A 22,173-nucleotide genomic window follows, 5' to 3' on the forward strand; every position below is an offset into this window, starting at 1 on the left:
CTCGGATCGTTTTGGGCCATCGTTAGGCCAGCGTATAGGCCGTTTTGACGCTCGTATAGAACTCGGCCGCGTACTTGCCCTGCTCGCGCGGGCCGTAGGACGAGCCTTTGCGACCGCCGAACGGCACGTGGAAGTCTACACCTGCGGTCGGCAGGTTGACCATGACCATGCCCGCCTCGGAGTTGCGCTTGAAATGCGTCGCGTGCTTGAGGCTTGTCGTAGCAATCCCGGCTGACAGGCCGAACGGCGTGTCGTTGGCGGTCGCCAGTGCTTCCTCGTAGTCCTTGACGCGGATGACCGAGACAACAGGACCGAAGATTTCCTCCCTGCTGATACGCATCTGGTTCGTGGCTTCCGTAAACAGCGTCGGCTGCAGATAGAAGCCGGGCGTCTCACGGGTGATGAGTTCGCCGCCGAAGGCGAGCTTGGCGCCCTCTTTCCGGCCGATCTCGATGTAATCGGTATCCGTCTTCAACTGCCTTTCATCGACCACGGGGCCGATGTGCGTGCCAGGCTTCATCGCGTTGTCGACGACCAGCGCCTGAAGCTTTTCCGTCAGCGCCGCCACGAACTTGTCGTGGATGCCTTCAGTGACGATCAAACGCGAAGACGCCGTGCAGCGCTGGCCGGTGGAGAAAAAGCCAGAATTGGCTGCTGCTTCAACAGCGACCGTGAGGTCAGCATCGTCGAGGACGACCATCGGGTTCTTGCCGCCCATTTCGAGCTGGAACTTGCGGTTATGCTCGATCGAGGCGGCCGCGACGCGGCGGCCGGTGCCGGTGGAGCCGGTAAACGTGATGCCTGTAACATCCGGACTGTCGAGCATCGCCTGGCCGACAACCGAACCCTTGCCCATGACGAGGTTCAGCACGCCCTTCGGCAGGCCGGCGCGGTGCAGGATGTCGACGATTGCCCAGGAGCAGCCCGGAACGAGTTCGGCCGGCTTGAAGACGACGGTGTTGCCGTAGCAGAGCGCCGGCGCGATCTTCCACGCGGGAATCGCGATCGGGAAGTTCCAGGGCGTGATGATACCAATAACACCGAGCGGGTCACGGGTGATCTCGACACCGATGTTGGGGCGAACAGATGGGATGACCTCGCCTGCAAGGCGCAGCGCCTCGCCGGCGAAGAATTCGAAGATCTGCGACGCGCGAATGGTCTCGCCGATCGCCTCGGGAAGCGTTTTGCCCTCTTCGCGGGCGAGCAGCGCGCCGAGCTCGTCCTTGCGCGCCATAATCTCATCGCCGGCCTTCTTGAGGATGACATGACGTTCCCAGATGCCAGAGCGCGACCAGGCAGGGAAGGCTGCCTTGGCGGCGGCAATCGCATTCTTCGTGTCTTCGGTCGTACCGTCCGCATAGAGGCCAACGACCTCATTGGTATCCGACGGATTGATGTTCTTCGTGGCGTCCAAGCCGACCCATTCGCCAGCAATGAGGTTCTTATAAATGGTCATGGGCTGACTAGGCCTCCTTCACCGTTCTGTAGAGACGGTCCGGCCGCCGAAGCAGCCGGGCCTTGCGAAATCAGAGCTGCTTGACGGCGATCTCTTCTTCGGCGGCAATCTTCAGAGGGTTGCGCAACGGCAGGCCGAACTCGGCGACTTCGATTTCGAAGACATCGCCCTCTTCCGTCTTGATGCCTTCTGCGAAGGAGAGTGTCGCGGTGCCGAACATATGAACGTGAACGTCGCCGGGCACACGGAACAGGCCGTACTTGAAGTGGTGATATTCGAGATTGGCGAAGGTGTGCGACATGTTCGCTTCGCCTGAGAGGAAGGGCTTTTCGAAGATCACCTTATCGCCACGCTTGATGCGCGATGTGCCGCGGATATCCTCGGGCGCAGCACCGATACGGATTTCGGGACCGAAGCTTGCCGGGCGCAGCTTCGAATGCGCGAGGTAGAGGTAGTTAATCCGCTCGGTGACGTGATCGGAGAACTCGTTGGACAGCGCAAAGCCGATGCGAAACGGCGTGCCGTCTTGCGCAATGACATAAATGCCAGCCATTTCGGGCTCTTCGCCGCCATCCAGCGCGAAGGACGGAGAAACGAGCGGTGCGCCGGGAGCCGCCGAACCGTAGCCGTTGCCCTTGTAGAACCACTCGGGCTGAACGCCCTTCTCGCCCGCTTTCGGCTTGCCGTTCTCCAGGCCCATCTTGAACATCTTCATCGAGTCGGTGAGCGTGTCTTCAGCCGCCTCGGAGGTCTTCTTGTGCATGGAGTCGCGCGTTGCAGCCGAACCCAGATGCGTAAGACCGGTGCCCGTCAGGTGCAGGTGTGCGGCGTCAGAATGCGTCATCGGCGGCAGAAACTTGCCTTCGGCATAAGCCTTTTCGAGGTCGACAGCATCGCCGAGGCCATGCGCTTCAATCACCTGTAGCAGCGACTTGCCGCTATTTGCGGCTTCCATGGCCAGCGCGTAGACGCTGCCGGCATTCTTGACGGCTTTCGCGGTACCGCCCGGCTCGCGCACGGCGACAATGATCTCTCCGTTCGAACCCTTGATCTGCGAAATGAGCACGGTCTTCATCCTTTTTTCGATAGCGCGGAAAATGCTCCGCCAATCCGGCTCTCCGAAGAGCCGGATTGGTAAGTTCACATGACTGCGAATGCGTGGCCAGCGCTGGAGCGCTTAGCCCTTGTTCTTGTTGTAGACGTCGAAGAAGACGGCAGCGAGAAGCACCAGTCCCTTGACCATCTGCTGGAAGTCGATGCCGAGGCCGACGATCGACATACCGTTGTTCATGACGCCCATGATGAACGCGCCAATGACAGCGCCGGTGATTTTGCCAACGCCGCCGGACGCCGAAGCACCACCGATGAAGCAGGCTGCGATAACGTCAAGCTCGAAGCCGACGCCCGCCTTCGGGGTCGCCGAGTTCAGGCGAGCCGCGACGATCATGCCGGCAAGACCAGCCAGGACACCCATGTTGACGAAGGTGTAGAAGCTCAGCCGCTCGGTGTTGATACCGGAAAGCTTGGTGGCTTTTTCGTTGCCGCCCATGGCGTAGATGCGGCGGCCAATCGTCGTGCGACGCGTCACGAAGGTGTAGGCCGCGATCAGCACAAGCATCACAACGAGAACGTTCGGCAGGCCCCTGTACGTCGACAGCTGAAAGCCGAGGAACAGGACCGCCAGCGCGATAATAACGTTCTGCGCAACGAAGAAACCAAACGGCTCGACGTCAATGCCGTGGCTCTCGTTCACCTTGCGGCGACGCCAGGCAAGGAAGAACAGCACGGCCGGGATGATGATGGTCAGGACCAACGAGGTAGAATGCAGCGGGATGCCGGCAATATCGATCATATCACCCGGCAGGAAACCCGTCGAAATGACCTGGAAGTCCTTCGGGAACGGCCCGATGTTCTTGCCGCCGAGCACAAAGAGCGTCAAACCGCGGAAGACGAGCATGCCAGCGAGCGTGACGATGAAGGCCGGAATGCGATGATAGGCGATCCAATAGCCCTGCGCAGCACCGATTGCACCGCCGAGGACTAGGCAGAGAATGCCCGCCACTACGAAATTCATCTGCATATTGACGGTCAAAATAGCCGCGACCGCGCCGACGAAGGCGACGATCGAGCCCACCGACAGGTCGATATGCCCCGCCACGATGACGAGCAGCATGCCGAGCGCCATGATGACGATGAACGAGTTCTGCAGAACGAGGTTCGTCAGGTTGACGGGCTTGAACAGGATACCGCCCGTATAGAACTGGAAGAACACCATGATCGCGACGAGCGCAATGAGCATGCCGTATTCACGAATGTTGCTGCGGATGTAGTCCGCAACGGAAACGACGTTGCTTTCCTCGGTGGCTGAAGGGTTGACCGGAGTCATTGTTTCTTCTCCCCTGAGCGCATGATAGCGCGCATGATGGTTTCTTGGCTCGCCTCTCCCTTTGGCAGTTCCGCAACGATACGTCCTTCATTCATGACGTAGATGCGGTCGCACGTGCCAAGCAGTTCCGGCATTTCCGATGAGATCATCAGAACACCTTTGCCGTCGGCGGCGAGCTGGTTGATGATAGTATAGATTTCGTATTTTGCACCGACATCGATACCGCGAGTGGGTTCGTCGAGGATCAAAACGTCGGGATCGGAGAACAGCCACTTCGACAGCACGACCTTTTGCTGGTTGCCGCCCGAAAGATTGACCGCTTCCTGGAAGATGCTGGAGCTGCGGATGCGCAGCTTCGAGCGATAGTCCGACGCGACCTTCGATTCCTTGATCGTGTCGATGACCGTGGCGCTCGACACGCCTGCCAAGTTGGCGAGCGTCGTGTTATGCACGATGTTCTCGCCAAGTACGAGGCCGAGATGCTTGCGGTCCTCGGTCACATAGGCGAGACCGGCATCGATTGCCTTGCGAACAGTACTGACGTCGACCGGCTTGCCGTGCATGGACACGTCGCCATGAATCTTGTGTCCGTAGGACTTGCCGAACAGGCTCATCGCAAATTCGGTGCGACCGGCGCCCATCAGGCCGGCGATGCCGACCACTTCGCCCTTGCGGACGGTGACGTTGATGTCATGCAGGACCTGGCGGTCGCGGTGATGCTGGTGATAGGCGTTCCAGTTCTTCACCTCGAGGATCGTCTCGCCGATCGGCACGGAGCGCGGCGGATAACGATCGGCGAGTTCGCGGCCCACCATGTTCTTGATGATGATGTCTTCGCTGATCTCTTCAGTCCGACAGTCCATCGATTTGACCGTCATGCCGTCGCGCAGAACCGTGATCTGGTCGGCGACCTTGCGCACTTCGTTGAGCTTGTGCGTGATGATGATCGAGGTCAGGCCCTGGTTGCGGAACTCTATCAGGAGCTCCAGCAGCGCGTCGGAATCCTTTTCATTGAGGGAAGCCGTGGGTTCGTCGAGGATCAGCAGCTTCACGCTCTTCGATAGCGCCTTGGCGATTTCGACAAGCTGCTGCTTGCCGACGCCGATATCGGTGACAAGCGTTTCCGGCGACTCCTTGAGGCCAACCTTGCTCAGCAGCTCTTTCGTGCGCTTGAAGGCTTCCTGCCACTTGATGATGCCGTTCTGCGCAACTTCGTTGCCGAGGAAGATGTTTTCGGCGATCGACAGGAGCGGCACCAGGGCCAGTTCCTGATGGATGATGACGATGCCGATTTCCTCGGAATCCTTGAGCGCCTTGAAATGACGGACGTCGCCTTCGTAGACAATGTCACCGTCGTAGGTTCCGGCCGGGTACACGCCGGAGAGAACTTTCATCAGGGTCGACTTTCCGGCCCCGTTTTCACCCACCAATGCGTGGATCTCACCCTGGCGAACCTTGAGGTTCACATTCTCAAGCGCCTTTACGCCTGGGAACGTCTTGGTGATGTTCCGCATTTCGAGGATTGTATTGTCCATGGTCATAATCCAGCGCCAGCAGCCACAAGGGACGCGGCGATCATAAAATTGAAGACCGGAACCCGCAAGCAGCGGGTTCCGGCCAACGTGGTACAATTATTACTTCAGCTGGTCAGCCTTGTAGTAACCGCCTTCGACGAGGACCTTCTCGTAGTTGGTCTTGTCAACTGCGACCGGGGTCAGCAGGTAGGACGGAACGACCTTGACGCCGTTGTCGTAGGTCTTGGTGTCGTTGACTTCCGGCTCCTTGCCTTCCATCAGAGCGTTGACCATGCCGACGGTAACCTTTGCGAGGTCGCGGGTGTCCTTGAAGATCGTGGAGTGCTGCTCGCCAGCGATGATCGACTTGACCGACGGAACTTCAGCGTCCTGGCCGGAAACGACCGGGAGCGGCTGGTCCGGGGTGCCGTAGCCGACGCCCTTCAGCGACGAGATGATGCCGATGGACAGACCGTCGTAAGGCGACAGAACTGCATTGACCTTCGCGTCGGTATAGTTAGCCGAGAGCAGGTTGTCCATACGAGCCTGGGCCGTTGCCGGGTCCCAACGCAGCGTACCGACCTTGTCCATGCCGGTCTGGCCGGACTTCACGACGAGCTTGCCGCTGTCGATGTAAGGCTGCAGGACAGACATTGCGCCGTCATAGAAGAAGAAGGCGTTGTTGTCGTCAGGCGAGCCACCGAAAAGCTCGATGTTGAACGGGCCCTTGCCATCCTTGAGGCCGAGGGCGTCAACGATGGAAGTTGCCTGCAGAACGCCGACCTTGAAGTTGTCGAACGTCGCGTAGTAGTCGACGTTGCCCGAGTCACGGATCAGACGGTCATAAGCGATGACCTTGATGCCTGCGTCGTGAGCCTTCTGGAGAACGTCGGAAAGCGTCGTGCCGTCAATTGCGGCGATGACGAGAACCTTGACGCCCTTCGTGACCATGTTCTCGATCTGAGACAGCTGGTTCGGAATGTCGTCGTCAGCGTACTGCAGGTCGGTAGCGTAGCCAGCTTCCTGGAGCTGCTTGACGATGTTGTTACCGTCATCGATCCAGCGAGCGGACGACTTCGTGGGCATTGCAATGCCGACAGTCCCCTTGTCGGCTGCCATAGCCGGCATTACGAACGAAGCGACGCCAAAGGCCGCCGCTGCCATCAACGAGATAATGGATTTCATATCTCTCTCTCCCTTAGTTAATAAACGCACGGACGAAAAATCGCCCGCTCCGAAACTGTGGCAGGTTCCGTCTTGGATAATACTTCAGATGGTGAGAAACGAAGTAGGTCTCCTCCACGCTCTCACACGTGTTGAGTGCCAACCAGCACACGGCGGCAAACTGGTATGGATTCCTATAACTGTCAAATAGAATAACTGGCAAAGTGCATAACAATTTTGGTATATCGTTAAAAAGTATTACTTTTGATGGAGCGCGGTTGGGAGGCCGCAACCATGGCGTTCATTTCAGACCCGCAGACCGATGCCCATGTGGATATTCAAACGGATATCTTCGGTGACGACGCCCTTTTGAGATCGGGGCTTAAACTGAATCACCTGCGAATGATCGTCGCAATCGAAGATAGCGGGCAAATATCAGCAGCTGCCGAGGCGCTGAACATTTCGCAGCCGGCGGCTTCGCGAATCCTGTCGGAAATGGAGTCGATCGTTAAGATGCCGCTCTATGAACGCGTGGCCCGCGGCGTTGTACTGACGACCTTCGGACAGGCGCTTGCTAGGCGGGCGCGCAAGATCATGCTGGAACTGCGCGAGGCCGGCCGCGAGATTGCCGAACTGAAGACGGGAAAGGGCGGCGCCGTCTTCATCGGCGCGGTTACCGCGCCGGCCATGAGCCTTGTGGTGCCGGCGATCAAGCGGGTTAGAACCGCCCTGCCCGGCATAGAGGTGACCATACAGGTAGAGACGAGCAACGTGCTCGCACGCGAATTACTTGCCGCTCGGCACGACTTCATCATCAGCCGCATTCCCGACGATCTCAATCCGCGTTTGTTCCAGGTCCAGGAGATCGGCGTGGAAAAGGCTTGCCTGATCGTGCGGGGCGGCCATCCGCTGCTGAAGAAGGAGATCGTCTCTCTCGATGACCTCCCGCAATATGATTGGGTCTTCCAGCCAGCGGGGACGCTGCTGCGCCGGACGATCGAGGACCTGTTTCTCTCTCGAGGCGTGCCGCTGCCGGAAAATATAGTCAACACCTCGTCGCTACTGCTCACATGCGCGACGGTTTGCCAGACGGATGCAATCGCTCCGATCGCGCTTGACGTTGCGCAGTTCCTGGCAACGCACAAGTCGAAAGCGTCCGATGTGCGGGTGTTGCCAATCGATTTCGAGATTAATGTCAGACCTTATAGCCTGATCACTGTGAAGGAGCGAGCACTCCCCCCGAGCGCGCGGCTGCTCTACGACCTGGTTCTGGACGAAAGCAAGAAGGCCGCGGCTAGCTGACAAGCCTTGCACCATTTTGCTCGCATCTAATGCCGCCGCCAAAGGAGGTGGCAATCATGCTGTTCGGCCAATCGGTATTCCAGTCGGTGCTCAACCGCTTGAAAGCGGAGGACGAGACTGTCGAACAGGATGTACCCGCTTCGGCCCGTGCGAGTGGTCTCAACACCGGACTTGCTTTCAACGTCATGGAAGGAGTCTCCGCATCGTCAGCACGGCCCGACCAGGCATACTTCGAGACAATGGAGTTCGCCCCGCCGGAGACTGCAGCCGAGCCCTTGCCGCCTCCCGAACCGGAGCCCGAGCCGGTGATGCCGGATTATCTCGCACGTATCACGACAGAGGACATCGCCGCCGAGCTAGATATTTCAGCGCTCGATACGGTGCAAAGTCTCAGCCTGAAGCGCCGCGCCTTTGCCAAGAAGAACCACCCTGACCGCGTTGATCCGCCGTTCCGTGAGCATGCCACGACGCGGATGACCACAGCCAACCTGTTGATCGACCAGGCGCTGCGTCGCCTCGCCCGCTAACTAGTCCGCGTCCTTCGTGTCTTCCTTTTCGTCCTCGTCATCGGACGATGGCGGCGTGGCGGTCTCCGCCGATTGCAGCTTGTAGGTCCAGAACAGCATATAGGCCGCGTAGACACCGGCGCCGCCCGACAACACTGCCCAGAACGGATCGCCGGTGATGATTTCGACCAGCGCCCAGCCGAAACAAACGGCCACAATCAGAATGCGGGCCCAGAGCGGGCGATAGGCCGGATGTTGTGGATCAATCAGTTGCATCTCGTTCCCATAGCTAGATTGTCACACGTCTTTAAGGTGGATTTTGAAAATGTGAAAGAGCCCGGCTTGACGCGGCGGACATAAAATGGAATGAAAATTCCATATTATATGCAATTCGGTTCATTTGTTCCGAATCCAAGGGAGGTTCTCATGACAGTCAGATTTGGTCTTCTCGGCGCCGGCCGCATCGGCAAGGTTCATGCGAAGGCGGTCAGCGGCGATGCAAATGCCAAGCTTGTCGCCGTTGCCGACGCCTTTCCGCAGGCCGCCGAAGCGATCGCGTCGGCCTACGGCTGCGAGGTCCGCACGATCGAAGCGATCGAAGCCGCCAAGGACATCGACGCCGTCGTCATCTGCACGCCGACCGACACCCACGCTGATCTGATCGAGCGCTTCGCGCGCGCCGGCAAGGCGATCTTCTGCGAAAAGCCGATCGATCTCGACGTTGCCCGCGTCAAAGCCTGCATCAAGGTCGTCGACGAGACCAAGGCCAAGCTGATGGTTGGTTTCAACCGCCGTTTCGACCCGCATTTCATGGCCGTTCGCAAGACGATCGACGACGGCCGAATCGGCGACGTCGAAATGGTGACGATCACCTCGCGCGATCCGGGTGCTCCGCCGGTCGACTACATCAAGCGTTCTGGCGGCATCTTCCGCGATATGACGATCCATGACTTCGACATGGCCCGCTTCCTGCTTGGCGAAGAACCGGTCGCCGTCAGCGCGACTGCCGCTGTCCTCGTCGACAAGGCAATCGGCGAAGCCGGCGACTACGACAGCGTTTCGGTAATCCTGCAGACGAAGTCCGGCAAGCAGGCAATCATCTCCAACTCCCGTCGCGCCACCTACGGCTACGACCAGCGCATCGAAGTGCATGGTTCAAAGGGCATGGTCGCGGCGGAGAATCAGCGTCCGGTCTCGATCGAGGTCGCCAATGGCGATGGTTACACCCGCCCGCCGTTGCACGACTTCTTCATGACCCGCTACACCGAAGCCTACGCCAACGAGATCGCGAGCTTCATCGCCGCAATCGAGAAGGGCACGAAGATTGCGCCTTCCGGCGCCGATGGCCTGGCGGCTCTGGCACTGGCCGATGCCGCCGTACAATCCGTCAAGGAAGGCAAGCTCATCAAGATTGGCTGACGGCCCTCTCCCGACCGAAAGCCACCTGTGAAATGGCCGGGCCCCTGCCCGGCCATTTCTCGTTTCATCGGCATGCCGCGGCGGAACGCCCGGCCAGGCTCCGGGTTCACCGACTGAAAGCGCGTGGAGTGCGGCGATTGAGGCTCAATCGGGAAGTCTGTTGAATTTCCGCAGGCTCTTGTCGACGAGGGACTCAGGCAGGAATCGGCGGAGGAAGCGGACCTGACCTACTGCTTTTCCGTCAGTACAGCGTCTCTTGCCCCAGGATAAATGAAACGGCGCCGTGTCAGAGTTCCTGGGTCGACGGTCTAGTCCGATCCCTGAATGCCGGATAGGACCAGTTCCTGATCGATCAATGACAATGCCCTGTCCAGATGCCCCCCGAAGACGAGGATCGGCTCGTCAGGCACAACGCGGATCTCCGGCATCCCCTCCATCCGCACGACATGCGCCTGGCCAAGCCCTTCCTCGATCCCCTGGCGCAACAGATCATAGTAGCGCGTCCCGGGACCCGTAATTGCGATCGGCATGCGCTCCGTCAGGCTGAGGAGACGCGAGAGTCCGTTCCCGAGTGCGATACCGGCCTGCCTGAATGCAAATGCAGACATGCGATGTCCTTGGCGCGCTTGCGTAGCGATCTTGTCGAGCTCGGCGACCGGAACGAACTTAGCTGGGATCGTATCGAGCGGCACCTCGAAGGCCATGCGCAGAATGGCGTAGAAGCCCGCATAGGCCTCGATGCACCCCTTGCTGCCGCAGCGACAAAGCCCACCATTCGCCATATGCAGCATATGTCCGAAATTCGGGGCGGAGATCTCGCGCTCGCCCTGTCCTGTCCGCCGGACAATGCCAAGCCCGATGCTATGTCCGAGCGACAACGCGGCAAGCGACCGGAAATCGGCCGGCCTCATATTTTCCTCATGTGCGCCGAGTGCTGCCGCGACAAGCTGCGTCTCATTGCCTAGAAGGATCCTGGCTTGCCAGTCCGGTCGTAAGGCTGATTCGAAGTCGATCTGGTTGCTGCCGAAGATCGGCGACCACACCAGCACTGGCTCAGTGGCATGCACGAGACCTTTGCTGCTGATGGATATCAGCAGCACCTTTTCCTGGGGAAGCTTCGAGCGCGAAAGAATGCGTGCAAGCCCCTCCTTCACGGAGGCAATAAACCGCTCGGCGCCAGCGGGATCGTGGGATCTTTCCTCGCTGAACCGGTCAATCAGTTTGCCGGCGTAATCGACCAGCGAATATTGCACGCCGTCCGACGAAATGATCACGACGACAAGGTAGCCGCAGTCGCGCCGTTGCCGAAACAGCACACGCGGACGCCCTCTTCCGCTCGCTGCCTGGTGCTCGGATTTCTCGATGATCTGCGCTTTTTCGAGGTCGGCGGTGATCGCTGAAATCGTCGCTGAGGAGAGCTTCGTAAAGTCGGCAATTTCCGTATGCGCGAGCGCGCCGTGTCTTCGAAGCGCGGCGAGCACGAGGACGCTATTTCGCTGCCGGACCAATTCCGTGCTCGACTTGGTCAGCATATATGCCGGCCCTCTCCCCCTCGCATTCCACCCCTCGTTCACACTGTATCTCCGGCAGGCTTCTCCCTAACGAAAATTCCGTCGGTAGTGCAGTGTTGACAGTTGAAAAAATCTCTGACACTAAATTTCTCGACTGTCGAGAAAATAATTCGTACTTCTCGCCAGCGAACCGCGGCGGCCGGAGGAACCACTGGCTGGGGCTGGCCGCAACTCATTCGGGAGGATATTTATGAAGTCTATTTTGAAGCTGATGGCCGGGGCGGCCATCCTCGTGTCGGTGCACACTGCAGCCATGGCTGCCGATCTCGTCGTTGGCGTTTCCTGGTCGAACTTCCAGGAAGAGCGTTGGAAGACGGACGAAGCGGCCATCAAGAAGGCACTGGAAGCCAAGGGCGCCAAGTACATTTCCGCTGACGCCCAGTCGTCTGCCGCAAAGCAGCTGACTGACGTTGAATCGCTGATTTCGCAGGGCGCGAATGCACTCATCATCCTCGCCCAGGACTCCGATGCGATCGGCCCGGCCATCGAAAAGGCTGCCGCTGAAGGCATCCCGGTCGTCGGCTACGACCGCCTGATCGAAAATCCGGCCGCTTTCTACATCACCTTCGACAACAAGGAAGTCGGTCGTCTCCAGGCTGAAGGCGTGTTCAAGGTCAAGCCGGAAGGCAACTACGTCTTCATCAAGGGCTCCTCGTCCGACCCGAACGCGGACTTCCTGTTCTCGGGCCAGATGGAAGTACTGAAGGCTGCGGTTGATGCCGGCAAGATCAAGAGCGTCGGCGAAGCCTATACCGACGGCTGGCTGCCGGAGAATGCACAGCGCAACATGGAGCAGTTCCTGACCGCGAACAACAACAAGGTTGACGCCGTTGTTGCTTCGAACGACGGCACTGCCGGTGGCGCCATCGCGGCCCTCGACGCCCAGGGCCTCGCTGGCTCCGTTCCGGTTTCCGGTCAGGACGCAGACAAGGCAGCTCTGAACCGCGTAGCCCTCGGCACGCAGACGGTTTCCGTCTGGAAGGACTCGCGCGAACTCGGCAAGCGCGCCGCCGAAGTTGCTCTCGACCTAGCCGCTGGCAAGAAAATGACCGAAATCGAAGGCGTCCAGACCTTCGACGGTGGCGCCAAGAAGGTCGCCATGCAATCGGTCTTCCTGAAGCCGCTTCCGATCACCAAGGACAACCTGAACGTCGTCATCGACGCCGGCTGGATCTCCAAGGCTGAAGCTTGCCAGGGCGTCAAGGCCGGCAGCGTCAAGGCTTGCGACTAATCGACGTCCGCAAGGCATAGATTGCCGGCGCCGCAACGGCTGAAACCGTTGCGGCGCCGGATGCGGATTTAAGCCGTCGCTCGATGGTCTATCCGCCTCACCCAACCATCGCGGCCTTGATTCCCTGCCGGTTTCATGTCGCGGGACAGAGCGACCGAAATTCGGAAGCACGGCGATGGTCAGTACAAGAACGGGGCGACGCAGCGGCATCGATGTGATGCGAAGCGGATCAAACGTCCAAACAGTGGGGGAACGGCAAACCTATGGCCGAAATGGTAAAATCCACAACTTCAGGCGGACCGAGCATGGCTGAGAGCAACCTCGTCAGCCGCTTCTTCCGCGCGACCGAAATCGACACGCGCCTTCTCGGTATGATCGGCGCGCTGCTCATCATCTGGATCGGTTTTCACATCATCACCGGCGGCCTGTTTCTGACGCCGAGAAATCTTTGGAACCTTTCGGTCCAGACGACCGATATTGCGATCATGACGACCGGCATGGTTCTCATTATCGTGACCCGCAATATCGACCTCTCCGTCGGCTCCGTGCTTGGCCTCTGCGCCATGATCATGGGCGTGACGCAGGCGAAAATCCTGCCCGAATTTATCGGCTTCGACAGCCCGTTCACCTGGATCATCACGCTGATCGTCGGCCTCATCGCCGGCGCCCTGATCGGCACCTTCCAGGGCCTCATCATTGCCTTCCTGAACGTTCCCTCCTTCATTGTGACGCTCGGTGGTCTGCTCGTCTGGCGTGGCGCCACCTGGCTCGTCACCAGCGGCCAGACCGTTGCCCCGATGGACCAGACCTTCCGCATCATGGGCGGCGGTGCCGAAGGCTCGATCGGAGCCACTTGGAGCTGGATCGTCGGTGTGCTCGCCTGCCTTTTCGTCATCGGCAGCATCCTGAACTCGCGCCGCCAGCGCAAACGCTTCGGCTTCCCGCGGCGTCCCGTCTGGGCCGAGTACTTCCTGTCGGCACTGTCCTGCGTCTTGATCCTCGGCGCTGTTTGGATCGCCAACAGCTACTACTGGCCGATCAACATCGCCAAGAAATACGCAGAGACAAACAATATTCCTTGGCCCGAAACCGGCCTGGATATCCCCTATGGCATCGCCGTGCCGGTCCTGATCGCCATTGTGGTCGGCATCATCATGACTTTCATCGCCACTCGCCTGCGCTTCGGCCGCTACGTCTTCGCGATCGGCGGAAACCCTGAGGCGGCAGAACTTGCCGGTATCAAGACCCGCTGGGTCACCGTCCGCATCTTTGCGCTGATGGGCATGCTCGCCGCTGTCGCTGCCGCCATCTCGACGGCACGCCTCAACGCAGCCACCAACGCTCAAGGCACCCTCGACGAGCTTTACACCATCGCGGCAGCCGTCATCGGCGGCACGTCGCTCGCCGGCGGTACCGGCACGATCGCCGGCGCCATGCTCGGCGCGCTTGTCATGCAATCGCTCCAGTCGGGCATGGTGCTTGCCCATGTCGACACGCCGCTGCAGAGCGTTGTCGTTGGTGCGGTGCTCGTCGTCGCCGTCTGGCTCGACACTGTCTATCGTTCGCGTGCCAAGTAAGAGGAGTCCCAGATATGACTGATCAACCCACTCCCCAGAACGCTCCTCTCGTCGAACTGAAGAACATCTCGATCTCCTTCGGCGGTATCCACGCCGTGGACAATGCTTCGGTCGATCTCTACCCCGGCGAAGTCGTCGCTCTTCTCGGCCACAACGGCGCCGGCAAGTCGACGCTCATCAAGATCCTCTCCGGCGCCTACAAGCGCGACAGCGGCGAGATCCTGATCAACGGCGAGCCGGCCGACATCCGCAATCCGCGCGATGCGAAGAAGTACGGCATCGAGACGATCTACCAGACGCTCGCCGTCGCCGATAACGTCGACGCCGCCGCCAACCTCTATCTCGGCCGCGAGCTGCGCACCCCCTGGGGTACGCTGGACGACGTCGCCATGGAGGCCTCGGCGCGTGAAGTGATGGGGCGCCTCAACCCCAACTTCCGCCGTTTCAAGGAGCCGGTAAAAGCGCTATCCGGCGGCCAGCGGCAGTCGGTGGCAATCGCCCGCGCGATCCTCTTCAACGCCCGCATCCTCATCATGGACGAGCCGACGGCCGCCCTTGGCCCGCAAGAAACGGCGCAGGTCGGCGAGCTGATCAAGCAGCTGAAGAAGGAAGGCATCGGCATCTTCCTCATCAGCCACGACATCCATGACGTCTTCGACCTCGCCGATCGCGTTTCGGTGATGAAAAACGGCCAGGTTGTCGGCCACGCCCGCACCGAGGACGTTACCAAGGACGAAGTGCTCGGTATGATCATCCTCGGCAAGGTGCCGCCCAAAGCCATCCCCGGCCCCGGCGCCATGCAAGTCTAAGCCGCAGATGTGAGACATAAAAGTCCGCCTCTCGCAAGAACGGCGGACTTTTCATTTTGTAGATTGAAGCCAGCGAGAAGCTAGGCTAAGAACCACGCATCGGACAAGGCGATTCAACCCGCCTAGGCATGCACCCGTAGCTCAGCTGGATAGAGTGTTGGATTCCGATTCCAAAGGTCACAGGTTCGAATCCTGTCGGGTGCGCCATAATTTGATGAATACCCCATACCCGTGAACTGGCACCCCATGTCCGTGAACCAGAGGCATTGCCTGATGGATTGTGGCGCAGGGAAAGTCCCTGGTCCGAATCACTTCTCGGATCATGCGCGGCGAGGTGGAATAGAGAGTTTCGGTCGAGCTCGATCTATCGTCGCTTTTTGAATTGATGCATCTGGCCCCGATCCTGCTCTCGGTGGCTGCCCCTGGACTGCGGTCGATCCTCGCCTATACGTCCCCGAATTAGACGGCGAGCCTCGTTTAGCGAGGCGAACGACGGAGTCGACGGGATCTCCAATCTCGCGGCATCGGTCTTCAGGATGTATCGTAAAAAGAGATCCCTGATCTCGACGAATTTTTGAGCATTCGCCTGAACAGTCAGCCTCTTGGGTAATCCTCCCGCAAAGTAACCGGGTTTAAAAGTAGAATTTTCTCGCAATGATTTTGGAGAAGATTCCATGAAGACATCACGATTTAGCGACGCGCAGATCATGGCGATCCTGAAGCAGGCGGAGGACGGCATTCCGACGTTTCACGGAGCGGCGTAAGTGGTCATCGTCGCCTCGCATACTTCGAATCCATGTCTGGAGAGAAGATCGAAATCCTTTTCGGAAATCCGTGTCAGGTTGGTCGGGTAGTTGAGAGACATAGCCCCCTGCTCGTCAGTGAGCCGCGCTTTGAACATCTCGGACGCCATCCCAAACTGACGCATGGAGGTTCCCATCCGCACAAGGATACCCCGAATTTCCCCGCGCGCGATCGATCCCATGAGCATGCGCGACCGGAGCGCTCGAATCTGATCGCTAGCAATGTCGAACAGCCGGGGTGAATTCAACTTTCCCTGAAGCATGCCAGAGAACGAGAACGGTTTCGGTCTACCGAGCGGACCGGACGCATCACTGCAGATCAGGAAGTCGCAGTTCTGCAGGCCTTCCTTGGGCTTGTAAATGGCCTCAAGTCCCATGTTTTCATAGGCACCTCCATCCCAGAGTCGGACGCGCCGCATGAGCGGCGAAACCTTCTGGAGCGGTTCCTTGGTAGCCGGATCTGTCCTCCACCATCCATGCTCGGGCAGATCCAATCGAAGGACGCCGATCGCATATGGTACGGCAGCGGAAGCTGCGATTGCGTTGGCGATTGGAACGTCTGGGCTGAAGTGGCGCCCGAACTGCCAGTCACCCATCATCTTCTTGGAGAACCGCCAGTTCTTCCCCGTCTCGTAACAGGTCGTGTTGATGTGCCATTCTGGTGAGTCCGGAAGATCCTTCATCGATCCCTGGATGCCCCACCCGGAGGCGAGAAGCTTTGGCAAAATCTCAGCTCGTCGGAAAAGAATCCGAAGGTTCTCGCGGACGATTCCTTTCCAGCCCAAAGCACTCAGGCTAAAGAGGTCTCCGGATGTCAGCCTTGCACGTAGCACCGGATAGATCTCGTTCAGATACTGTTCCGAGCTCGGCCAGCGCATGCCTGCATGGGAGAATATCGCACCGACAATCAGGCTGCCGCCGGACACCGTCGAAATCTGCGCGATATCCTCAAGGCGACCCTGCTGCGCGAGATAGCGCAAGACTCCGAGATGGAAGACGGCAGCGCGAACGCCACCGCCCGATAGTGCCAGCCCCAGACGCTGGCGACTCGGAACATTATCCATGCGCTGCGCTCCCCGTCCCACCGATCAATACTGACGTGTCATTCTCGGCGACAATCACCGAAATGGCCGGTAGGCCGTCGATCTCCATCGCTTCGTTCAGTTGCTTGATCTGCTCCATGTCGGTTCCGCTCGGGGCGGAAGACCTGCCCCGGGGATGGGAATGCCATTCGCCGATATACCGCACTTGGTTGCCCGTCCGGGCCGCGGCGGCTTCGATATCCATCCGCAGCCTGGACACGCCACGGGTGAACGATCCTGCGGTGGCGATGCTGTCGGTCGGCGGAGGCAGGGTTCCGACGACATCTATGCGCCGCCGCTCGAAGTCGATCATTCCCATCAAGGATCCACCTGTTTCCCTCGGAAGGGCCGCACTGCGGCGTTGAAGAAGTTCAACCTTCAATGAGGACGGCATTGAGACCGTCCAGCCCGCGCCCGCGATCTGGCTCGTGGCACCTGCAGTGGTGATCGCGTCGACGCCGTTCTCGGTCATCGTCCAGATCTTGAGCGTGGCGGTGGCGGCCTTGGTTCCGGAAGTGATCTCTGCGGATATCAGGCCGGACAGGATCTGGATCGAAGACATCGGAATACGGTTCGTCAGCGCCCTGCAGGCACCTGTATACTGCATCCTATTGACGGCCCCCAGATGACCCGCGAGGGCGGGATTGACGAGTACTTCGCGCAGGTAGGCTGCCTCGAGATCGCGAAGCGTGATCGACCGAACCTCGTCCTCGATCATGACGACTCCGGATCTTCCATCCGGAGTAAAGAACGCGCAGATGCGCCGGGCCGCGCTCGGGAGATCGGAGGCCCAGCGCGACACCGGAACGGACGCCGACGCGTCGAAGATCAGCTCGGCATCCGCAATCTGCTCGTCGAGCGCTGTCAGATCGCTCGGAGCAAGGACATTATCCACGACCGGGCGGACTTCGGCATCTTTCCTGACATGCTGCAGTCGGCCCGCAAGCGCGACCGCCTTCTTCTGGCCCACGAACTGGTTGCTCAACGAATGGCGTACGACGTTGTGGGGGAACAGGGTGTCGTCATCGACGACAGTCCACTTGAAGAGGCCCTGCCGGACGAGGGTCTCCGAGATCATCGTGCCGGCGGAACCAGCCCCGATCATAAGGATTCGGCGAACATCGGCGTGCTCGCCTCCTGACAGTCTGGCGGCCCCTTCAGCGTCGAGTTCGTTGTGAACGAAGGACATGAAAACCGGAATATCCCGTGCCGCTTCGATGGAGACCTTGGCGCCTACCGTAGGAAGAAAATTGATCTCCTTCGCCTCGTCGGTGGCGTTTCGATAGAGGAAGCCCATTTTCTCTCCGATCTCACCGGGGCTATGGGGTGAGACGAACGCCACGGTCTCGGACACGCCAACATTCCCCGTTGCGGGATCGATCTGGGGCATTGTCACAAGGAAGCAGGTAATGCGCTTGCCTTCACCGTTTTCCTTCCGGCCTTGAACCCAGTCCTTGATCGATGTGTGCAGCAAGTCGAGGAAATCGACGCCTGCATTTGAGAGGAAGTCGTTCAACTGGCCGAGATCGCGGGGAGCGCGCTTCATCCGCGTCATCTTCTGAGGCTCGATGGCGCAGTGAAGAGCCATCAGCCGGATATCATCTCCGCGAACGCTGTTGGGTCGCGATCCCGAGATGAATATGCAACGGGCTTCAGGATCGGCAGTCCAGATGAAGAGACTGTTTTTGTGTTCCACTGCTTCCCAGAAATCGCACTTCAGCACGATCTCATTGATGCTTTCGGGGACAAAAAGCGGATCGAGAGGCTGGCCGGCTCCGTGAAGCTCACCTTGGCAAGCCTTTTCGAACCATGCGCTCAACCGCCCCATAAGCTCTGCTGCCGTATAGAAGCTTCTGGTGTCCTGCCATGGGCGGTCGTCGATACAGATGCAGGAAGGAAAACCCTCGGGCATCAGGTTCTGATGAGGCGTGTCGGGAAAGTCCGGACGCGCGACTAACACCGAGAACGCCTTCGGCCCGGACGTAGGAAAGCACACCGTTAACGCCTCTACGGGACGTATATCGTACACAGGTCGCTGAGGTCGTTCGACGGTGAGGTCGAAAGATACGAGGTCCATTTCCATGAAACGGCGACATTCGCCGAACACGGCATAGCTCGCGGCCGGCCCCACGATGAAGTCGTGGAGCGCCTTCGCAAGCGGACTACCGAGATCGCCGACTTCGATGACTTCCGAGCCATCTGGCTGCCAATACATGCTGTCAGCCCGTCCTGCCGGCCCTGGTAGGCGTCGACGCGGCGACGCTGGTTGCCGTCGCTGCGGCCGCCAGCATCACTGAGACGCCCTGTGCGGTGATCTTCAGGTGAATCGGCTTCGGGCGAGCCTCGCTTGGCGTCTCCATGGTGACGAGGAACCGACCGTCCGAATCCTTGATGATCTTCTTGTAGTAAGCGGCGGCCTGCCGATGCGGCGGCTGCACGTCCTCATCCTCCGTCGTGCCCTTCTTGGGAATGGGCCAGCTAGGAGAAATAATCGTCTCATGCTGTCGGGCCAGCGTCTCGAAAAGCCACTTCACGTCTTCGACCGGCTCCGTCATCTCCTCGCCCTTGTCCGGCGAGAGTGACAGGTAGGAGCAGTGATGAAAGAGCTTCAAGACATCCCAGTGGAGACGGTCCTCGTTACCATGGGCCCTGCTCGTACGCACAATCTGGGAAAGGCTCTCGTGGTCAATGTCGGCACCGAGGAGCGCGTAGGACTCGCTGAAGCCTTCCTTCAGCGTCATCTGCACTACGATCGATCCCTGGTTCCGATCGATGAGGCCAGCATCCGTCCGCCAGGCGAATGGGCTGTGGACGAAGAATTCGGCCGCTTCCGGCCCGGTCTTGCTGAACCCTGGAACCAGCTTGCCTGCATCGACGATGCAGTGCTCACGTTCGGCGATTGAAAGGTGGTTTTCTTCAAGGAAAGAAGCAAGTGCCTCGGGACGGGAGAATACTTTGATGCCGTAGCCCAACTTGAGGCGATGGCGAGCTTCCTGACGGATCACACGGGCATCGTCTTCCAAGGCCATCTCGGTGATGACGCCCGCGGGAACCCAAAGCTCATCGATCTTCATCCGATCGCTGCCCTGATAGACGGCTGCATGGTCGAACCAGAAAAACTCGCTGGCGCGGCTGATATGATCCTTGTCGAGATGGGTGAAAGCGACGACCCGGAAAGATTCCTGACCGGCCTCGTCCATGGCCTCGCGGATGGCGGTGGGGAGGTCGATCCGCTTGTCGTAAGGATCCTTCTCGTTCCGCATATGGGCGTAGTCCATCAGGACTACCTGATTGTTCGCAAGCTGGATAAAGGTCGTGTCTGCATTTCCCGTCGGGAAGAATTTCATATGCGCTGTCATTCGCCGTGATCCTCGTCGCCGCATTGATTACAATTTTAAGTATCCGAAGCAGAGATGGGCACGCCAACGATCCGGCGCAAGGGTCCGTTGTTCACTTTTGTTCTGGTTTCCACCGATGATTTCGGTGGCCGGAGATATTTCCGCCGGAAGGCGGCCCGAAAAGAAGAACTCGTTGAAGCCCTAGGGTTTTAGGGCGGCTTAAATTCATGCGTGGCCGTTTCGGACTCTCGTAGCGTCGGGTAAGCTACAGGTCGGCATTGGCGGCAAGGAAAGAGAGCAAGACATTCGCCCAGACACCACCCGTCGGATTCCGTATTCGGATAGCGAGAAAATTGCGCCATTGTGCAGCGGTCGCGCCAAGAAATAGCTCTACAGTCAGACAACGAGGAATGCGCTCACGCATTGCTTCGCTGAAGTCCTACAGGCTGGATCTCGCGAAAGGATGGCAGGATCTCTGATAGGTAGAGAATCCTGCCATCCTGGGAATTATTGCTTCCATTCCTGGAGCGATTTCATCGCCGTGTCGATCTTGCTAAGAAGTTGCCTGAGAGGCATCCACGCCGTTGCGGCCGAGGAACGTCCTGCCATTGATCTCCCGGACCGTGCCGGTGACCTTGATGATGTTTGCATTATTCTGAAACGACATCGCTGTATCCCTGCTCGTTTTTCGGGAGACAATGTCGGCTTCGACTTAAAGGATTTCTCTGTTTCGTAGGAGGAAACTACCCGATTTCGGCATGGCCACGCGGTGGACGTGTGTGGGGCTTCACGTCGACGGCGCAGAACCGCTGATCCGGAAGACTTTCGGGGCCACCCTGCCCCGCGCGAATGGAAAGTGTTCACCGCCAATCAGCGGCAGATAGAGGGGGAGTGGAAGGCCTTCACCTAGTCGAAACAGAATGCGAGAGGTGACGTGACCGCTGAATTCAGGATCCGTGCGATGGAGGATATCACCGTTGCTGCGGAGGCTTTGCGGTGCCTGTATCTTCATTTCAGGAATCCGCGGAAATTGCCGAAGGCATGACCATTGCAATCTCCTCTGGGTCGCTGCAAACATGCGCCCGGAGGACTTCTCATGAGATCACTGCTCGCCTGCCTGTTCGGCCTAGCTGCGTCCACCGTGCTCGCCGCCGAATACCCCACCACTGGCATGCTCTATAACCAGCAGGAAGATTCCTCGCTGACCTACACTTGCACGCTTCAGCAGGGTCAGCAGCGGCTCCGGTGCGAATTCATCCAGACAGCCGTTCGCAAGAAGTCGAAGCCAGCCGATCTGGAAGAGAAGCTCGCTGAAGCCCGCAAGAACTACCCCGGGGCTGTGAAGGAGTTCTCCGACCCCAGGGAATGCAACATGGTGGGGGCGTGGCTTGGCATGGCCACCGGTCAGATTTCCATTGATGCCGCCCTCGCCCGCAATCCCGGAATCGCCACGGATGCTGCGAAGTTCAAAGAAGGCATGATCCGTCTGCAGGAGGACGCCAAGGCGAACCCCAGCGTGCTCGACACCTTCCGCGCTCTCGCAGGCATGTGCGATCATCCGACTGAGGAGAATTTCCTGAAGATCACAAAGGCCGACCACGACAAGAATCTTCGAACTTGCCAGGTCAGTTCGAATCCGTTCGCGCAGGAATTCGTCTGGGTCTCCGACTTCGGCAATGGCGGTGCGTGGGTGGTGTCATCGCACCCCGAAGGTGCATGTGGCGTAGTCCAGCTTTCGCGCTTCGAGAAGGACCAGTCCGACACCTCCGGCCTGTTCTGGCGGTACATTGCCCGGAAAGCCGCCACCAATCCGTCGGGCAAAGTGTTGCCTGGGTTGAGTTGCTCGGCAGTCGATCAGCGCGAATATGTCTACGACTGGAAGAAGACGAGATCGGACTATCTGCAGTGCGAGTACGTCGAGTTCAGCCCGATCTGAACCGAAGCGGTCAGTGCACAGAGTTCGAAGACTTAGCGGCAAATCGTCGAACCTCATCGCCGAAGAGCGACAGCGGACA

17 protein-coding genes, 1 tRNA gene and 1 pseudogene are annotated in these 22,173 nt (G+C 59.1%); 8 read left to right on the forward strand and 11 right to left on the reverse strand.

Annotation, left to right across the window (positions count from 1 at the left end):
• Nucleotides 1-22: 22 nt before the first annotated feature.
• The 5 genes from ATY79_RS03890 to chvE all read right to left on the reverse strand — a co-directional run bounded on the left by ATY79_RS03890 (nucleotide 23) and on the right by chvE (nucleotide 6,541).
• Complete coding sequence (locus ATY79_RS03890) at nucleotides 23-1,456, reverse strand: aldehyde dehydrogenase family protein (protein ID WP_088703099.1); 1,434 nt, start codon at nucleotides 1,454-1,456, stop codon at nucleotides 23-25.
• Nucleotides 1,457-1,526: 70 nt separating this feature from the next.
• Complete coding sequence (gene araD1 / locus ATY79_RS03895; protein ID WP_189637956.1) at nucleotides 1,527-2,522, reverse strand: AraD1 family protein; 996 nt, start codon at nucleotides 2,520-2,522, stop codon at nucleotides 1,527-1,529.
• A gap of 111 nt (nucleotides 2,523-2,633) precedes the next feature.
• Nucleotides 2,634-3,842, reverse strand: coding sequence for a multiple monosaccharide ABC transporter permease (gene mmsB, locus ATY79_RS03900; protein ID WP_088703101.1), 1,209 nt, complete (start codon nucleotides 3,840-3,842; stop codon nucleotides 2,634-2,636).
• The gene (gene mmsA / locus ATY79_RS03905) at nucleotides 3,839-5,377 is read right to left on the reverse strand and encodes a multiple monosaccharide ABC transporter ATP-binding protein (RefSeq protein WP_088695404.1); all 1,539 of its coding nucleotides are present in this window, start codon (nucleotides 5,375-5,377) and stop codon (nucleotides 3,839-3,841) included. The genes mmsB and mmsA overlap by 4 nt, the downstream gene beginning before the upstream one ends.
• A 99-nt stretch (nucleotides 5,378-5,476) precedes the next feature.
• On the reverse strand, nucleotides 5,477-6,541 hold the full coding sequence (gene chvE / locus ATY79_RS03910) for a multiple monosaccharide ABC transporter substrate-binding protein (RefSeq protein WP_088695213.1): 1,065 nt from the start codon (nucleotides 6,539-6,541) through the stop codon (nucleotides 5,477-5,479).
• Between the two features lie 273 nt (nucleotides 6,542-6,814).
• Between chvE and ATY79_RS03915 the strand changes: the two genes are divergently transcribed.
• Together ATY79_RS03915 and ATY79_RS03920 are read left to right on the forward strand one after the other, a co-directional pair.
• Nucleotides 6,815-7,822, forward strand: coding sequence for a LysR family transcriptional regulator (locus ATY79_RS03915; RefSeq protein WP_088695212.1), 1,008 nt, complete (start codon nucleotides 6,815-6,817; stop codon nucleotides 7,820-7,822).
• Between the two features lie 56 nt (nucleotides 7,823-7,878).
• The gene (locus ATY79_RS03920; RefSeq protein WP_088695211.1) at nucleotides 7,879-8,349 is read left to right on the forward strand and encodes a hypothetical protein; all 471 of its coding nucleotides are present in this window, start codon (nucleotides 7,879-7,881) and stop codon (nucleotides 8,347-8,349) included.
• Here ATY79_RS03920 and ATY79_RS03925 read toward each other — a convergent pair whose 3' ends face one another.
• Entirely contained in the window at nucleotides 8,350-8,604 is a 255-nt protein-coding gene (locus ATY79_RS03925) for a hypothetical protein (protein ID WP_088695210.1), read from the reverse strand. It abuts the gene before it with no gap.
• A 150-nt stretch (nucleotides 8,605-8,754) separates the two neighbouring features.
• On the opposite strand from ATY79_RS03925, the gene iolG reads away from it, so the two are divergent.
• Nucleotides 8,755-9,747 (forward strand): inositol 2-dehydrogenase, encoded by a 993-nt coding sequence (gene iolG, locus ATY79_RS03930; protein WP_088695403.1) that lies wholly within the window; start codon nucleotides 8,755-8,757, stop codon nucleotides 9,745-9,747.
• Between the two features lie 144 nt (nucleotides 9,748-9,891).
• Here iolG and ATY79_RS31250 read toward each other — a convergent pair.
• Both ATY79_RS31250 and ATY79_RS03935 read right to left on the reverse strand, forming a co-directional pair.
• A pseudogene (locus ATY79_RS31250) lies at nucleotides 9,892-10,005 on the reverse strand (short-chain dehydrogenase/reductase); the annotation flags it as partial.
• 50 nt (nucleotides 10,006-10,055) lie between these two features.
• Nucleotides 10,056-11,279 carry an ROK family transcriptional regulator gene (locus tag ATY79_RS03935; protein ID WP_088695209.1) on the reverse strand — a complete coding sequence of 408 codons (1,224 nt, stop codon included), beginning with the start codon at nucleotides 11,277-11,279 and terminating at the stop codon, nucleotides 10,056-10,058.
• A 229-nt stretch (nucleotides 11,280-11,508) separates the two neighbouring features.
• On the opposite strand from ATY79_RS03935, the gene xylF reads away from it, so the two are divergent.
• From xylF to ATY79_RS03955, 4 genes are all read left to right on the forward strand, one after another.
• The gene (xylF, locus tag ATY79_RS03940; RefSeq protein ID WP_088695208.1) at nucleotides 11,509-12,549 is read left to right on the forward strand and encodes a D-xylose ABC transporter substrate-binding protein; all 1,041 of its coding nucleotides are present in this window, start codon (nucleotides 11,509-11,511) and stop codon (nucleotides 12,547-12,549) included.
• A gap of 263 nt (nucleotides 12,550-12,812) precedes the next feature.
• A complete protein-coding gene (locus ATY79_RS03945; protein ID WP_088695207.1) occupies nucleotides 12,813-14,126 on the forward strand; it encodes a sugar ABC transporter permease in 1,314 nt (437 codons plus the stop codon).
• Nucleotides 14,127-14,140: 14 nt separating this feature from the next.
• The gene (locus ATY79_RS03950; RefSeq protein ID WP_088695206.1) at nucleotides 14,141-14,935 is read left to right on the forward strand and encodes an ATP-binding cassette domain-containing protein; all 795 of its coding nucleotides are present in this window, start codon (nucleotides 14,141-14,143) and stop codon (nucleotides 14,933-14,935) included.
• A gap of 130 nt (nucleotides 14,936-15,065) precedes the next feature.
• Nucleotides 15,066-15,142, forward strand: a tRNA-Arg gene (locus tag ATY79_RS03955).
• 541 nt (nucleotides 15,143-15,683) lie between these two features.
• Here the strand turns inward: ATY79_RS03955 and ATY79_RS03960 are convergent.
• The 3 genes from ATY79_RS03960 to ATY79_RS03970 are packed head-to-tail and all read right to left on the reverse strand — an operon-like array spanning nucleotide 15,684 to nucleotide 20,179.
• Complete coding sequence (locus tag ATY79_RS03960; protein WP_088703102.1) at nucleotides 15,684-16,802, reverse strand: patatin-like phospholipase family protein; 1,119 nt, start codon at nucleotides 16,800-16,802, stop codon at nucleotides 15,684-15,686.
• Nucleotides 16,795-19,035: a ThiF family adenylyltransferase gene (locus tag ATY79_RS03965; protein ID WP_088703103.1), complete on the reverse strand. Its 2,241-nt coding sequence runs from the start codon at nucleotides 19,033-19,035 to the stop codon at nucleotides 16,795-16,797. Before ATY79_RS03965 ends, ATY79_RS03960 begins: the two co-directional genes overlap by 8 nt.
• 4 nt (nucleotides 19,036-19,039) lie before the next feature.
• Complete coding sequence (locus ATY79_RS03970; RefSeq protein ID WP_088703104.1) at nucleotides 19,040-20,179, reverse strand: hypothetical protein; 1,140 nt, start codon at nucleotides 20,177-20,179, stop codon at nucleotides 19,040-19,042.
• Nucleotides 20,180-21,254: 1,075 nt separating this feature from the next.
• On the opposite strand from ATY79_RS03970, the gene ATY79_RS31255 reads away from it, so the two are divergent.
• Nucleotides 21,255-22,094 (forward strand): hypothetical protein, encoded by an 840-nt coding sequence (locus ATY79_RS31255; protein ID WP_245312309.1) that lies wholly within the window; start codon nucleotides 21,255-21,257, stop codon nucleotides 22,092-22,094.
• Nucleotides 22,095-22,173: the final 79 nt, after the last annotated feature.

The sequence above is a fragment of the Rhizobium sp. R693 genome (assembly GCF_002211315.1).
Taxonomy (GTDB): Bacteria; Pseudomonadota; Alphaproteobacteria; order Rhizobiales; family Rhizobiaceae; genus Rhizobium.

What these genes read in the sequence shown, in the direction of transcription:
- ATY79_RS03890 (WP_088703099.1), bottom strand. Translation starts at nt 1,456, where the DNA reads ATGACCATTTATAAGAACCTCATTGCTGGCGAATGGGTCGGCTTGGAC.
- mmsB (WP_088703101.1), bottom strand. Translation starts at nt 3,842, where the DNA reads ATGACTCCGGTCAACCCTTCAGCCACCGAGGAAAGCAACGTCGTTTCC.
- mmsA (WP_088695404.1), bottom strand. Translation starts at nt 5,377, where the DNA reads ATGGACAATACAATCCTCGAAATGCGGAACATCACCAAGACGTTCCCA.
- chvE (WP_088695213.1), bottom strand. Translation starts at nt 6,541, where the DNA reads ATGAAATCCATTATCTCGTTGATGGCAGCGGCGGCCTTTGGCGTCGCT.
- ATY79_RS03915 (WP_088695212.1), top strand. Translation starts at nt 6,815, where the DNA reads ATGGCGTTCATTTCAGACCCGCAGACCGATGCCCATGTGGATATTCAA.
- ATY79_RS03920 (WP_088695211.1), top strand. Translation starts at nt 7,879, where the DNA reads ATGCTGTTCGGCCAATCGGTATTCCAGTCGGTGCTCAACCGCTTGAAA.
- ATY79_RS03925 (WP_088695210.1), bottom strand. Translation starts at nt 8,604, where the DNA reads ATGCAACTGATTGATCCACAACATCCGGCCTATCGCCCGCTCTGGGCC.
- iolG (WP_088695403.1), top strand. Translation starts at nt 8,755, where the DNA reads ATGACAGTCAGATTTGGTCTTCTCGGCGCCGGCCGCATCGGCAAGGTT.
- ATY79_RS03935 (WP_088695209.1), bottom strand. Translation starts at nt 11,279, where the DNA reads ATGCTGACCAAGTCGAGCACGGAATTGGTCCGGCAGCGAAATAGCGTC.
- xylF (WP_088695208.1), top strand. Translation starts at nt 11,509, where the DNA reads ATGAAGTCTATTTTGAAGCTGATGGCCGGGGCGGCCATCCTCGTGTCG.
- ATY79_RS03945 (WP_088695207.1), top strand. Translation starts at nt 12,813, where the DNA reads ATGGCCGAAATGGTAAAATCCACAACTTCAGGCGGACCGAGCATGGCT.
- ATY79_RS03950 (WP_088695206.1), top strand. Translation starts at nt 14,141, where the DNA reads ATGACTGATCAACCCACTCCCCAGAACGCTCCTCTCGTCGAACTGAAG.
- ATY79_RS03960 (WP_088703102.1), bottom strand. Translation starts at nt 16,802, where the DNA reads ATGGATAATGTTCCGAGTCGCCAGCGTCTGGGGCTGGCACTATCGGGC.
- ATY79_RS03965 (WP_088703103.1), bottom strand. Translation starts at nt 19,035, where the DNA reads ATGTATTGGCAGCCAGATGGCTCGGAAGTCATCGAAGTCGGCGATCTC.
- ATY79_RS03970 (WP_088703104.1), bottom strand. Translation starts at nt 20,179, where the DNA reads ATGACAGCGCATATGAAATTCTTCCCGACGGGAAATGCAGACACGACC.
- ATY79_RS31255 (WP_245312309.1), top strand. Translation starts at nt 21,255, where the DNA reads ATGAGATCACTGCTCGCCTGCCTGTTCGGCCTAGCTGCGTCCACCGTG.